The organism is Ruegeria sp. H4, assembly GCF_056533065.1.
The window spans coordinates 1-14276 of the sequence record NZ_JBQFOC010000005.1 but is presented as its reverse complement, the minus strand read 5'-3'; the positions used below and the strand labels follow the sequence as shown (position 1 = coordinate 14276).

The window sequence follows — 14276 nt, the reverse complement described above, 5'->3', positions numbered from 1 at the left end:
AGCCCTATTTGGTTGTTCGCCCCCAACGCTTCGCCATCATATGTTCTTCGAGCCAATGAGTGAGTTTTTCAGTTTCTCTGATGGCCTCAAGAAGATGGTCTCTCGAAACGTGGACCACAGGATCCAAAAACGAGACACTTGCTATCTCTGAATCACTGAACTTGGCTCTGTCCACGTCACTCATAAAAAATAGATGACCATATTTACTCCTGTCAGTCTTCGAGTGATTAACGCGCATGGTCGTTATATTCTCAGGATGCTGATCACGATTGCGAGCCAGCGTAATCTGCTCAATCACTCCCAGGTCGGCAGGGCAATTCCGACGGGATATGTCGAGGATCTGCTCAAAGCAGGTCATGTAGCCATCGATAAAGCCCTTCTTGAAAGCTTTCTTCCGCTCTCCCTCCTCCCATTGCACCCCTAGCTCCCGCTCCCAAGTTCTGAAGTAGAGTTGCAATGATGGTGAAACCATTGACAAGCATGTACGACCTAGTACTTCAAGGGCATCGGATGCCTCGATCCACTCAAGCAAATAGGCGGGTTCACCATCCTCACTATATGGTGGGTCGTCAAACGGCGGTAGCTCATCCTCGATAGCCCTAATGGTCGTTTCAAACGGCTTTGCAGCCGTATCGTAAAACCGTTGTATGAATTTAGTGCGCTCTTTGTAAAAGTACAGGACGTCCATTCTTGTCTCCGGTGTATTCATTTGCGGTCAGTGGAGTGAGACATAGCGTCTCGTGTATTGATCCACTAAGCGCTTTGAAAAATTTCGTCCCAACGCTTCGCGAGCGGCAAGCAGCAAATGTGCCAGATAAGCCAATATGCATAGATGGAGTCGGAGCCATAGGCGACACCGTCATGATGGAGGGCGTGAGCTACACCATGGCGAATATTTGGCCCGTGTTTTGAGAGAAATACCCGGCGAATGTCGTCTGTCAGGGCGACTCCGAAGATCGCCTTGAGCTCATCTCCGAGCGTGTCATAAAGCGCTGAAATAGTCCGGTCTTCTTGCGTGCCCGTCGCATCATCAAATTTTGACACGTCATGTCCGTGCGACTTGAGAACGTGCCTAAGAATTCCTTCAAGCATGGGGGTTAGAATGTACATCGCAGATACGTACTCGCCCCGGAAAAAATTTGCGAAACCTACTGATATCGTGTGGAAAAGGTTAGGCGGAACAGCAGGGCTATGCCGTAGTATATGCCCAATTTCTTGATCACTAACAAAGTGCTCCAACGCAATTGTGCTTCGCGCTACGTCCACAGCAGCTTTTGCAACACAGTTGCGCCGTATACCTTCGGCTTGTGCTATCTTGCCTTCCAGATCGGCAGGAGTAAGCTCATCCTCAGACAATGTGCCCTCTGACTTCGCGACAGTCTTACCGTCGCCATCTAAGAAAGCTGTGCCGAAAATCGACGAAAGCGGGAAATCGGCTACTTGCTTTTTGGCATCGGCCACAAGTTTGTCCGGATCAGGTGAGAAGGCCAGCAAAGTAAACATCCTAAATGCAGAGGATAGATCTTGGCCCTGGAACTTTTCTCTTACGCCCTCGGCAGTTTCTTTAACGTCCATGCTATATTCAAAGGACTGCATTTCGTCTTTGATACCGTCTTGAATGTCGATCAGACGATGGCGTAGTTCATTGCGCCGCTCACGGGACGATGGAAGGCCATGATACTCGGCGATTGCCTGTGACATCCAGTGCGCAGCTATCATGGCGGCTCCTTCTTTTGCCGCAAGCGTTTCAGCTTCAGCAGCAAGGCACTCTGCGGCCCTCCTTCTACAGTCATCGGCTTTGTCTTGTGCTCCAGCCCCGGCGTTAGCTCCGGACGCAAGTCTCCATAAATCAACTACGATGGTTGTACCTAGTTCAGAACCATGTGCCGATAGAAAGTCTTCCACGAACTGGGCAACATCTTCGGCAGACGATGCAGACCAATCTAAGTCCGTTTCCCCAAACTTCCGCAACAAGACAGCATGCTCGCTTTCACTTGGTCTTATTCTCAAGTCAGCAAGGATACTTAGAAGCTCAGCGTGGTATGGATCAGGGCGCCCCAACCCTCTAGAAACCTGAAGCGCGTGTGAGAGGATTTCATGGCCAGTCAAACCAAACGCGGACGTATCATAGGTGCAAGTCAGCTTTCCTTCATCGAGTCCACGAAGAACTTTTATGTACTCTGCAAGTGCAGCTCTTCCGAGCTGGTGCTTACTTCTTTCTAGGTACCATGCAAGATGCCCCAGCCGTGCCTTTACGACCGGGTTGTCACACATGTCGAAGCATTTTTCGATGATGTTGACAAAAGGGCCGTCGAAGTCTTCAGGCGCGGCTGACCTCGTTTCTGGGGAACGAAATATTGGGTGAAACGGTTGTTGGGGATTGTCGGTCGACGCTCCCATCCACATGATTGCACTCAGCATGTTGAACAGGTGTTTGTGTCCGTTGCTGTCGGAAAGCGTTTTTGCGGCATTGTTGAAGTGGTCGCCATATACCCTCGGTTCGCAGGAGGTTTCCCCGTGGATAACGGGCGCAATCTCGAAACCGGGAAAATGTTCTTCTGTTGCAAGCAGCCACATCGGCTTCGGTGGCTCTTGCGGGTCAATTTCTTGGGTCATTTAAGTCCAATCTAAATAATGGATTTTGGGAAATGCGGCACACCGATAGGTAGTACCCCTTATATATGTATATACTTGGAATTGCCCTGATTTGTCACAAACGGACTCAAAAAAACTGCCACAGAAACAATAGCCCGCCGCGATTGGAGGCTTAGATGCACTCTCTGATGGGTTTGAATACCTACTTTGCAAAATCTGCTTCTGCAGCATTGCTGCCTTTCGTAATGCTAGGTCCTGCACCAGCAGCGAACGACCGCTCTGTGGCCCGAGCAGCCGGTCCAGAAATGGGCCGGTTGTTACACTGAAAGCAGTGTAAGAAATCGCCCCATACGAGAACTATCAGTAAAAACCGGACCGTCGGGCAGGTTTGGGCTTCACGCTCGAATAGCAGGAGCAGCAAGAATAGCAGCCATGCTATTGGTCACACTTTCGCCCAGTCAATCACTTACACTCGCCCGATAGGTTAACATCGATTGAGTGATTCATGCGTATTCGGTTCAAACTTCTGTTCATTGGCATCCTGACTACCATTCTGGCTTTCTCAGCGTCAGCCGAAGAGATCCCGCCAAATGAGGCAATGCAGCACGTTGGTGACTGGGTGACAGTTGTTGGCGTCGTTAGTCAGGTTGCCGACAATGGCAAAGGCACCAGTTTTCTCAACTTTGGGGGCCGCTACCCTAATCACACTTTCTACGGCGTGGTTTTAAGGAAGTACGAACACAAATTCCCCGACGTTCATAGATACCAAGGCCAAGCCATCGCAATCAGTGGAAACATAACGCTCTACAAAGGCAAGCCGCAGATTGTCCTGTACTCACCGGAGCAGGTTCAGATTCGCTGACTCTTTCCACAATGATGGAAACAAACAGGGCTTGTTGCTGGTTTCTGCTGTGTGTCGGTTGGGTATCCTCAGTTTAAAGGCAGGCCATTTAATAATGGTGGAAAAAGGTGCGGGGAGCCCTTGAACCTCACTTCCGGCCCGGATCGGTGGAATTTGAACCTGACAAAACCTGACATATGAATCACCGGTTTCTACCGGGGAATAGCGGGCACAGGGTGAGAGTTCAGGCCCGATTCACACACTTTTTTCGCAAAACGCACAAAAAAACGCACAAAATTCTGCAGCAGGTGAGCGGAAAATGTGGCTAAGCGTTTGATTTTAATGGCAGGGGCAGCAGGGTTCGAACCCGCGACCTACGGTTTTGGAGACCGTCGCTCTACCAACTGAGCTATACCCCTATGGTGCGCCACCAGATATGCCAGCCGCGCGGCGGACTCAAGAGGCTTTTTTGCAATCCTTCTCAGTTCGTCATCAGACAAACAAGTTGCGCGGCGCGCGCAGTGCGGTAAGACAAGGCTCGGGCAACAAAAGGAACCCAGTTTGAGCCTCCGCACGAAAATCGCTGACAGCGAAGTTTTACTGAATTGGGCTGCGCGGCGGATCGCCAGTTATATCCGGTTGGTCAACCGCAACACGCGCTGGCAGCGCATCGGGTATGAGGAACTGGACCAGTTGGTCGAACAGGGGGAACCGGTCATCGTTGTGCTGTGGCACCAAAGACTGGCCCAATCGCCTTATTTCTTCCCACTAGACAAAGGCGAAATCTGTTCAATCACATCCTCGGCACGCGCGGGCAGCATGGTTGGACGCGTACAGAAACTATTCGGCATGGACACGATCGCCATGACCAGCAAGAACGCGAACAACATCGCGGTGTCGCGCGAAGTGATCGGCAAGATAAAACGGGGTATCTCAATCGGGATTGCCGCTGACGGCCCACGGGGCCCGGAACGGGTGTTGTCGACCGTACCACTGGTCTGGGCGCGCACCTCGGGCAAACGGGTTTTTGGCATCACCTTTTCTGCCAAACATGGGCGAGAGGCGGGTACCTGGGATCGCCTGTTGATGCCCCGCCCCTGGCGCAATGAGGGCGTGTTTCTGTGCCGCGAGTGGACCGAAACGGTGCCGCGCAAGGCCAGCGAAGAAGAGATTGAGGCGCTGCGGCTCAGCCTTGAGCAACACATGAACGACATCACGGCCGAGGCCGACCGGATGGTCGGGCGCGAACCGTGGTCGCCCGAGGCCTAACCGCCCCTTAAGCGTTGCATCAGGTAGATTTCGCTGCCTTCGGGGATGGGTTCGGTTAGCCCCGTGGCAATGACGCGCCCGTCGACAGCAATAGAAACGCCTGCATCAATCGGGGCCTGCAACTGAGGGTATGTATCGACCAAAGCTTGCAGAAGCTCTCCGGTGGTCTTGGCCTCAACCTCTACCACCTGTCGGCCCCCGGTCAGTGACCGGAGGCCGGACCAAAGATGGACCTCAACCATTGTCCTTAAGCGCCGCCAGAATGCGCGGCGGAGACATTGGCAATTGCTTCATCCGAACACCAGCCGCGTTTGACACCGCGTTGGCGATGGCCGCTAGGGGCGGAACGATGCCGGTTTCACCCACACCACGCACTCCAAACGGGTGGCCGGGGTTGGGCACTTCGACAATCACCGTGTCGATCATCGGCAGGTCGCTGGCCACCGGGATGCGATAGTCGAGGAAGATCGAGTTCTGCAACCGGCCATCCTCGCCATAGATATATTCCTCGTTCAGCGCCCAGCCGATGCCTTGCGCGGCGCCGCCCTGATATTGACCTTCCACATAGGTCGGGTGGATCGCCTTACCGGCGTCCTGAATGACCGTGTAGCGAGTGATCGATGTTTTTCCGGTTTCCGGGTCGACCTCAGCATCGACGATATGGGTACCGAAGGACACACCCGCACCTTCCGGAGTCGCCTCGAAATGGCCTGAGATCGGACCGCCGGTGCGCCCCATATCCGCCGTGATGTCGGACAGGGCCAGCGGATCGAAATCGCCAGCATTGGGTCCAGAGGGCACGGCACAGCCGTCTTCCCATTTCACAGCCTCAACCGGGATACCCCACTTGGCCGCCGCACGTTCGCATAGTTTTTCGACCGCGTGTTTGGCCGCCTTGATGGTCGCCAAACCCGACGCGTAGGTCACGCGCGAGCCGTGGCTGACGTCGTTGTAGCCTAGCGTTGCGGTGTCTGCGATGGTCACGCGGATGTTTTCATAGGGAATACCCAAAACCTCAGCCGCCATCAGCGCCATCGACGCGCGTGAGCCACCGATATCGGGCGTTCCCACCATCAACTGCGCCGAGCCATCCTCGGACAGTGCGAGCGACACCGAAGTTTCACCGCCATGGTTGAACCAGAAGCCACAGGAAATCCCGCGCCCCTGCCCCGGCTTCAGCGGGGCCGAATAGTGCGGGTGCGCCTTTGCGGCCTCCAGCGTTTCGACCAGACCAATGCGTTCGTAGGTCGGGCCATAGCTGGCTTTGGTCCCCTCGTGGGCGGCGTTCTTTAGGCGCACATCAACAGGATCGAGGCCCAGCTTGTTACACAGCTCATCAATCACCGATTCGACGGCAAAGGCCCCCATTGGGGCGCCCGGCGCGCGATAGGCCGCCTGTTTCGGGCGGTTGGCCATCACGTCATATCCGATCTGTTTAACGTTGGTCAGATTGTAAGGGGCAAAGGCGCACATGGCGGTCATATCACCCGGCGCGCCGGGGAAAGCCCCACCTTGCAGACGGAATACGCCCTGCGCTGCCGAAATCGTGCCGTCCTTCTTCATCCCAATCTTGATATCCATAGACGCCGAGGCCGTTGGCCCCGTGGCGCGGAACACCTCTGACCGGGTCATCACGATCTTGACTGGGCGGTTCGCCTTGCGGCTCAGTGCGAGCGAGACAGGTTCAATGAAGACGGTGGTCTTACCACCAAAGCCGCCGCCGATTTCGGATGCGGTGACACGCAGTTGGGAGGTCTCAATCCCCAGCAGAGCCGCACAGGTTTTCTGAGCGATCCAGTGGCCTTGCGTTGTGCACCACAACTCACCTTTGCCATCATTGCCCAGCATGCCCAGACAGGCGTGCGGTTCGATATAGCCCTGATGGGTGGCCTCGGTGACAAAGCTGTCTTCGATGACCAGATCAGCCTCGGCAAAACCCGCTTCGACATCGCCATGGCCGCTCTCGTGGTAGCGTACAACGTTGGGATGCATCCCCTCGGGTACTGAATAGTCCGCCGCCCCTTCACGAATGACCGGCGCGTCGGGTGCCATCGCCTTGTCCACATCGGTGACATGGGGCAGGACCTCGTATTCAACCTCGATCAGTTTCAACGCATCGCGCGCCGCGAGGGCAGAGGTCGCCGCGACAGCTGCCACCGCGTGACCATCATAGAGCGCTTTTTCACCCGCCATGACGTTTTCCAGCACGTTCCAAAATTCGCCTTCCAGACCGGGCTTGAACGGGACATCGGCGAAATCGGCGCGGGTGATGACGGCTTTGACGTCCTTATGCGCTTCGGCTTTGGATGCATCGATCTTGATGATCTGCGCATGGGCATGGGGCGAACGCAGGATAGCGCCGTGCAGCATGCCGGGCGCGGTGATATCCGCACCAAACTTGGCGCGGCCTGTCACCTTATCCAGACCGTCCGGGCGATCTGGGCGGGTGCCAACAAAAGTGAAATCAGTTTTGCGATCGTCCAGAGCCATTATGACGCCTCCCGCATCTCAGCCGCCGTGTCCATCACAGCGCGAATGATTTTGTCATAGCCAGTGCAGCGGCAGAGGTTTCCTGCCAGCCAGTACCGGGTTTCCTCTTCGGTCGGGTTGGGGTTCTTTTCTAGCAGCGATTTGGCCGCGACCAGAATGCCCGGAGTGCAGATGCCGCATTGCAGGGCGGCGTATTCGATCATCTTTTTCTGCAACGGGTGCAGAACATCCCCGTCCGCGATGCCTTCGACCGTCTCGATCTGCTTGCCTTCAGCTTCGACGCCCAGCATCAGGCACGAGCATACCAGACGGCCATCGACTGTGACGGAACAGGCGCCACAATCGCCGGTGCCGCAGCCTTCTTTTGCGCCCGTCAGGTTGAGCTTGTCGCGCAGGCAATCCAGCAAGGTTTCACGCGGATCGCACAGATAGTCGACCGCGTCCCCGTTTACGGTGGTTGATACGTGGAGCTTGCTCATACGTTTTCTCCCTTCGCGCGGGCATAGGCGATTTTTGCGGCGCGTTTGGCCAGCACTCCGGCCACTTCGGTGCGGAAGGCGATGGTGCCGCGTTTGTCATCGATCGGGTTGCAGGCTGCCGAGGCCGCAGTGGCCAGCGCATCCAGTGCGGCGTCATCCAGCGTTGAGCCGATGATGGCCTTGGCACAGTCTTCGACCAGCAGGACGGTCGGGGCCACAGCGCCCAACGACACGCGCGCCTCGGTGATGGTATCGCCGTCCAGCCGCAGGCTGACGCCGACGCCGACGACGGCAATGTCCATCTCGGTCCGTGGGATAAAGCGCAGATAGGCGTCGCCGCCGTTTTCGCCGCGGGCAGGAATGTTGACGGCCGAGATCACCTCGCCCTTGGCCAAGGCGGTCTTGCCGGGGCCTGTCGGGATATCTTCGACCGCGACCGTCCGATCCCCGTCGGGGCCGGTCACGGTGACGGTCACACCCGCCGCAATCATCGCAGGCACCGAATCCGCTGCCGGAGAGCCATTGCACAGGTTGCCTGTCAGCGTTGCGCGCCCCTGCACCTGAGTCGATCCGATCAAGTCCATCGCCTCGACCACACCGGGCCAATCACGTCCAAGCTCGGGATGCTCGCTCATCTCGGCACCCGTGGTAGCAACGCCAAGGGTCCAACTGCCATCAGCGTTGCGGGTGATGTCATTTACACCGTTGATTTTCTTTATGTCGATCAGCGTATCGGGCGTCACCAGTTCCGAGCGCAGCTGCACCAAGACATCGGTGCCGCCGGCCAGAAACCGTATGATGCCCGTCGCTTTTGCGGCCAGAGCCGAAGCTTCGGCAAAGCTGGCAGGGCTGTGATAATCCATGATTTTACCTCGCGCCTGTGGGTCAGGATTCACTGGGGTTCGGATGGACGTTAGTTCAGCCATCCTCCGGCGTCCATGGCCCGCACGACCTATTTTGATGTCAAATCATGTCGCTTTCAGACCGTAGTCAAAGGTCGATCTCGATCACGCCGTCGGGATCTGCCGCGCGGCTTTGGCACAAGATCATTGCTTTTTCGCGTTGTTTCGCTGACAGAACGAAATCGCGGTGGTCAACTTCGCCCGCCAAAACACCGCATTTGCAGACACCGCAGATTCCATCTGAACATTTCACATCCACGTGAAACCCAGCCTCATTCAGGACCTGAGCCGCATCCTTGTCTGAGGGGACAGACAAAACCTGACCCGAACGCGCAAGCTTGAGGTGAAAGGGGTGATTTTCATATTCAGGCACTTCCGGAGCCGAGAAATACTCCAGATGCCGTGCGTCATCAGGGAAACCTTGTCGAGCGGCCGCTTGCATCACCCCGTCCATGTAGCGATCCGGACCACAGGTATAGACGTGCCATCCCTCGTGATAGTCCGAAAGGATAGCATCCAGATCGGCACGGGTTCCTTCGTCAGAGAAATGATAGTGAACGCGATCTGCCCAAGGGGCAGCGGCCAGGTCTTCAATGTAACCGGCACTGTCGCGTGCGCTGGCAGAGTAGTGCAACTCGAACGCACGACCCAGCGCATGCAGACGGTGAGCAAAGGCAATCATCGGCGTGATCCCGATGCCGCCACCCATCAGGAAGGTCTTGGTCGCGGTCTCGTCCAGTTCGAAATGATTGATCGGATTTGAGATGAAAACCTTGCGCCCTTCGTTGAAGATCCGGTGCAACAGGGCGGACCCGCCGCGCCCCTCATCCTCGCGCAGCACGCCGATCTGATAGGTTGCCCGATCCGATGGATTACCCGACATCGAGTATTGCCTCAGGAATTCGGGCGCGACCAGCACGTCCAGATGTGCGCCCGCTGTCCATCCCGGCAGGGGCGCACCGTCCAGCGATGCAAACTCGTATTTCGTGACATCCGCTGTCATCTTTTCGACCTTGGTCACGGCAACCCGCATCACAGGTGCGTGGCCAGCGATCTGATAGCGATGTACAACAGAGAGATCCCCTGCAACCTTGCGGGATTTGTATTCGTCCGCCGAAACCATCGCCTGATACGCGGCGATCCCGGCCTCTCGGTCCATTGCAAAGGGATAAGGCCACGGGTGTGGGGCCAGATTGGCGGGGTACACCGCCAAAGTCTGATCCTCGTACTTTAGGTCAAGGTCCCGTTGCAGATCACGCCGGTTGAGTGGATGGGTTGAGGGTCGATAGGACCCATCGCCCTGCAATTCGATGTCCCACCACCATTTCTTGGTGTCATTCAGCCCGCCATTTCCAACTGCGTCATCCAGTCTGGCCAATGCGGGGGCCGCTTGCGGAATGTTCATCGCAGCCCAGCGAAAGGGGCGTTCCTTGAAGATGCCTTCTAGGTTCCAGGGGCAGGTTTTCATACAGCGTCCGCACATTGATCCGCCGGGTGTGGTGATCCGGTAGGTCGCACATTTCTGGCTGTCGGACTTCCAGATTTCATAGCCGTTGAACATCAGCTTGGGTCCAGCCGTGATCGCGCCCGAGGGGCATTCGCGCGCGCATTTGTTGCAGGACTCGCAAAAGGACTGCAGGCCAAAATCGATGGGCTTGTCGTGATCAACCGGCATATCGGTCGTCACCACACCTGATTTCAGACGTGGGCCCAGATAGGGGTTCAGAATGACCTCTCCAATGCGGCTGACCTCACCCATTCCCGACAGCAGCAGCAATGGCGGTTGCAGCACTTCGCCATCCATCACCGTATGCGCTTTGGCCTTGTAGCCCATGTTCCTGATCTGCTGCGCGATCACCCCGCCAAGCAGTGAAAACCGCAGATAGGCCCGCATAGATTGTGCGACGCTGATCCAGTCATCGCCGCTTGCGCCTTCCATCGTTTCATAGCCCTGGTCGATGATCATGCTGACGGCCTGATCATGGGGCGGTACGATTTCTTCTCCTGTCGCGTCGTGGGAATACCAGCTCCAGTCCGGGCATCGGCTGAGGCCAACCGCATCGACGCCCAGAAAGTAACTTGTCGCCTTGATGTTGGCGGCGTTGCGTGCGGCGTCCGAGGGTTTGGGCACGTCCGCACTCTCGCCATCCTGCAAAAGTACAAACGCACCAAGAGCCCGACGTTGAGCAAAACTCGGGGCGGATTTGCGCACGTAATATCCACCCTTTGCGGCATCTTGCAGATGTTTGCCCATATCCCCGAACTGGGCGCGGGCGAACATGTCCGCGCGTTTGGGGACGCGGGCGACATTTTCTTCGTCGATATAGGTGGTCGGCGTTTCGACCCGTTTCAGCGTCTCAAACGGATGAGCGCCGTCCACATAGCGCCGCTTGGCATATGGATCGCGGTTCAGTGCGTTCTTGGCATACCCCGCCCCCAGCCACCAGGCAGGACCCTGCGTGCGAAACCAGGGTTGTTCTGCCATTGGGACCAAGGGCAGATCATGGGCAATCTCCATCTCTGTCGTGACCGCGGCCAGCCCAAAACGCCGCCCCAGCCACGGGGCCACCAGCGCCGAGTTTTCAACCGTCGCCAATCCTGCGGCTACTGCCAGCTTGCGCAAATCAACCTCAGACGACATGGCTGAATGTGCCCGTGCATCAAAGCCAAGCAATCGGATGTAGTTCGCAATAACGGTCGCGTTTTCAGTCGCCAGAAGGCAAGCACGGTGGTCCTGCGCATCCATGATCCAATCCGCACCGGGCTCATCCGGCTGAGGATCGCGGTTGTATTCGTACAGAAAGACGATGGCGTGACGATGGCTACCTATCGGACCGGGTGTTGCTTCGACGCTTTCCTTCAGATCCGCCATGATCACATCAATGCCCGAGGCAAGCGTCTTTGTCTGACGACTGCGCAGAGCTTGCGCCAACCGGTGGATATCCGGGTTACGGCGGGGCTGTTCCAAGAAAGCGTCGCGCGGCAAAGGTCCGCAACCCATCATCGACGCGTCATTAAAATATCCAAACGCTTTCAGATGGTTCGCGCGGATCATGGGATCAGCTGGGATATCCGATATAGTCGGGTTCACCAGACCATCGCGGATCGTGTCCAGCATCGCCTGAAACTCACCCATCGCATTGACGATGCTTTCGGGCTGTTCATTCCGGTGAAAGCTCAGTAGCGGCATTTCGGGCAGCGCCGACAGGTCCGGCATGGCGCTTTGGCGCGCCAGACGTTCCAACGGATATGGACCCAAATGCACCGGTCGGTTTTTATCCGAGAAAAAGCGAATGCCCATTGAGCCTCCTTGCCTGAGAAGTGTCTAGCGCCCGGTGGACAGCAAATCCATTCATGCCTAATCATATATCATATGAAGAAAATCGATTTTTCTGACCTTGATGGTAAGGTTCTCCGCGCGTTTCTGACGATCCTCGAGGAGAGTTCCGTCTCGAAAGCTGCCGACCGATTGGGCGTAACCCAATCCGCGATCAGCCACACATTGGGCAAGCTACGCCATGTGCTTGGTGACCCGCTCTTTGTGCGATCGGGACAGGGGCTGACGCCGACAGAACGCGCTTTGTCACTGAAAGAACCGGTACAGACCGTCCTCGACGGCATGCGTGCGCTGACCGATGAACGCCCATTTGATCCTCAGTCAGAAGAGATCGAGATTTCCATCGCAACCAATGATCTGCCGCGCGAGTTGATCTTTCCCGACCTCCTGCGCGAAACCCGCACCGAGGGGGTTCAGCTAAGGATCGACTTCATCGCGTCAGGCGTGCCAGACCCAGACGTGCTGCGCAGTGACAGGTGCCAATTGATGCTGACCCCGCTGCCCCCGGACGGGCCGGATATTCTGCAGAAACGCCTGCTGCACAGCCCTTTGATTGTATTTTTTGATAAAACCCAGCGCGATGCGCCCGACAGTTGGGAAGGCTACTGCGAAAGCGACCATATCGAAGTGCGATTCCCCGATGGCCGCAGCGCGCGCGCCGTGATGCGTGGGGTCGACCAGAACCAAATCCGACCACCCGTCGTGACCCTGCCCCATTTCAACGCCATTCCCTCATTCGTAAAGGGCAGCCCCCTGATATCGACCGATACGGCCTTGATGAAACAAGGCCCACTATCCGAGCTGGACTGCGCGCCCCTACCCTTTGAGTGCGAACCTGTGTCGATCTACATGGTTTGGCATCAACGGATGGCCAACGACCCTGCCCATCGTTGGCTGCGCAAAAGGATTGAAGAGATCGCGGCTCGGCTGCGAAGCTAACTGTCAATCAACCAGTTAAAACCGCGCTTTAACTAGATGCGTCAGTGCAGCACCCGTTTCAAAATAGACCCGTCGCAGGCGAGGCCATCGCTCTTGGTGCTCGCGTACCACTGGAACAGGCAGGCAAGAAGGATCACCCTTCAGAAGGCTTTGCGCCATCAGACGTCCAAACACTGTACCGGGTCCGATGCCCCGACCAGAAAACCCATGCGCCGACAAGGCATTGGGGCCAATTTGAGTGATCTTCGGGATATGGTCAGACGTCATGGCAATGCGACCATGCCACCCTTCGACAAGGGGCTGATCTGAGAGTTGCGGATATATCTGATCCAGTTTTCGTCTTACCCAGGCCGAGTGTATTCCGCGCCCGGCATGACTCAAATCACCCATGCCACCGATGATCATCCGCCCGTCGCCATCCAGACGGAGCGATGTCATGATCAGACCCGTATCCCAGCATCCCTCACCAGATGGTAAAATGCTGGCGCGCAGATTGTGTGACAGGGGGGCGGTCGCATACTGGAAGTAATAGACAGGGACATAGTCAGGTGCAGTTTCTTCAGAGCCCTGATGATACGCATTGGTGGCCTGAATGACAGCCCGCGCCCGCACACTTCCCTGAGGTGTCTCAAGCAACCATTCCTTGCCTTCGCGGCGCAGGCTTCGGACCGGAGTTTCCGTATAGATGTGCGCTCCTGACTCTGCAGCCGACCGCGACAGGCCCATGACATATGCCATCGGCTGGATGGTTCCCGCTCGCGGATCATATAGCGCTCCGTGGAACGCACTGCTGCCGGTTCTTTGTGATGCATCCTGCGCCGTTATCAACTCAACTGGCGCACCGCTGGCAACCAACTGCGCATGTCGTTTCTGCAGATCGCGGCGCCCTGCTCCGGAATGCGCACAGTGAAGCGTGCCCTGCCGTACCGGTTCACAATCGATCCCATTTTGATCTATTAGATCGAAGACATCCGCAGGTGCCTGCGCCAACAGATCGATCAGCCGGTCACCGGTTTCCTGTCCCAGATGATTGCGGATATCGTCAGGCGGTAGCCAAAGGCCTGCATTGACCAGCCCCACATTTCGCCCAGAGCCGCCATGCCCGATGCTCTTTGCTTCGAGCAGACAAACAGACGCACCCTGCTGCGCCGCATATAAGGCCGCCGAACAGCCCGTATAGCCACCTCCTACGATCGCAAGGTCCACACTTATGTCAGACAACAACGGTGTCGCCGCGACAGTTTCACGGCAGGTGGTTCGCCAAAGAGGTTCATCGGGATCGGTCATGGCGCGCTTTCAATCATTCTGCGCAGCCTTAGCGCGTCCATGCGACTGTTACCAATCAAAGATCAAACCTGATCGAAAATCTGCGCGGTCTTCGACCTTGCGTCCTGCGGACGGCAGGGGCCGGGCCAGCGCGGGCA

11 protein-coding genes and 1 tRNA gene are annotated in these 14276 nt (G+C 56.7%); 3 read left to right on the top strand and 9 right to left on the bottom strand.

Translation table 11 applies throughout. The features are described 5' to 3' along the window. Positions 1 to 4: 4 nt before the first annotated feature. Positions 5 to 688 (bottom strand): hypothetical protein, encoded by a 684-nt coding sequence (locus tag ACR0KG_RS19090; RefSeq protein WP_480551180.1) that lies wholly within the window; start codon positions 686 to 688, stop codon positions 5 to 7. 65 nt (positions 689 to 753) lie between these two features. Further along, a complete protein-coding gene (locus tag ACR0KG_RS19085; RefSeq protein WP_480551178.1) occupies positions 754 to 2616 on the bottom strand; it encodes a DUF7380 domain-containing protein in 1863 nt (620 codons plus the stop codon). Positions 2617 to 3100: 484 nt separating this feature from the next. On the opposite strand from ACR0KG_RS19085, the gene ACR0KG_RS19080 reads away from it, so the two are divergent. Continuing rightward, positions 3101 to 3457, top strand: a complete 357-nt coding sequence (locus tag ACR0KG_RS19080) for a nucleotide-binding protein (RefSeq protein ID WP_480551176.1) — start codon at positions 3101 to 3103, stop codon at positions 3455 to 3457. A 322-nt stretch (positions 3458 to 3779) separates the two neighbouring features. On the opposite strand, the gene ACR0KG_RS19075 is transcribed toward ACR0KG_RS19080, so the two are convergent. Next, positions 3780 to 3855, bottom strand: a tRNA-Trp gene (locus ACR0KG_RS19075). Positions 3856 to 3997: 142 nt separating this feature from the next. On the opposite strand from ACR0KG_RS19075, the gene ACR0KG_RS19070 reads away from it, so the two are divergent. Continuing rightward, a complete protein-coding gene (locus ACR0KG_RS19070; RefSeq protein ID WP_480828161.1) occupies positions 3998 to 4705 on the top strand; it encodes a lysophospholipid acyltransferase family protein in 708 nt (235 codons plus the stop codon). On the opposite strand, the gene ACR0KG_RS19065 is transcribed toward ACR0KG_RS19070, so the two are convergent. The 5 genes from ACR0KG_RS19065 to ACR0KG_RS19045 form a co-directional block, all read right to left on the bottom strand. Beyond that, positions 4702 to 4947: a MoaD/ThiS family protein gene (locus ACR0KG_RS19065; protein WP_480551172.1), complete on the bottom strand. Its 246-nt coding sequence runs from the start codon at positions 4945 to 4947 to the stop codon at positions 4702 to 4704. The two genes, ACR0KG_RS19070 and ACR0KG_RS19065, sit on opposite strands and share 4 nt — an antisense overlap. Then, complete coding sequence (locus ACR0KG_RS19060; RefSeq protein ID WP_480828160.1) at positions 4940 to 7195, bottom strand: xanthine dehydrogenase family protein molybdopterin-binding subunit; 2256 nt, start codon at positions 7193 to 7195, stop codon at positions 4940 to 4942. The genes ACR0KG_RS19065 and ACR0KG_RS19060 overlap by 8 nt, the downstream gene beginning before the upstream one ends. After that, on the bottom strand, positions 7195 to 7674 hold the full coding sequence (locus tag ACR0KG_RS19055) for a (2Fe-2S)-binding protein (RefSeq protein WP_353010563.1): 480 nt from the start codon (positions 7672 to 7674) through the stop codon (positions 7195 to 7197). Before ACR0KG_RS19055 ends, ACR0KG_RS19060 begins: the two co-directional genes overlap by 1 nt. Beyond that, a complete protein-coding gene (locus tag ACR0KG_RS19050; RefSeq protein WP_480828225.1) occupies positions 7671 to 8537 on the bottom strand; it encodes an FAD binding domain-containing protein in 867 nt (288 codons plus the stop codon). Before ACR0KG_RS19050 ends, ACR0KG_RS19055 begins: the two co-directional genes overlap by 4 nt. Positions 8538 to 8664: 127 nt before the next feature. Next, entirely contained in the window at positions 8665 to 11877 is a 3213-nt protein-coding gene (locus ACR0KG_RS19045; protein ID WP_480828159.1) for a reductive dehalogenase, read from the bottom strand. A 72-nt stretch (positions 11878 to 11949) separates the two neighbouring features. Here ACR0KG_RS19045 and ACR0KG_RS19040 point away from each other — a divergent pair, with 72 nt between their 5' ends. Then, on the top strand, positions 11950 to 12852 hold the full coding sequence (locus ACR0KG_RS19040; protein ID WP_480828158.1) for a LysR family transcriptional regulator: 903 nt from the start codon (positions 11950 to 11952) through the stop codon (positions 12850 to 12852). Between the two features lie 15 nt (positions 12853 to 12867). On the opposite strand, the gene ACR0KG_RS19035 is transcribed toward ACR0KG_RS19040, so the two are convergent. Continuing rightward, positions 12868 to 14139, bottom strand: coding sequence for an NAD(P)/FAD-dependent oxidoreductase (locus tag ACR0KG_RS19035; RefSeq protein WP_480828157.1), 1272 nt, complete (start codon positions 14137 to 14139; stop codon positions 12868 to 12870). Between the last annotated feature and the right edge of the window lie 137 nt (positions 14140 to 14276).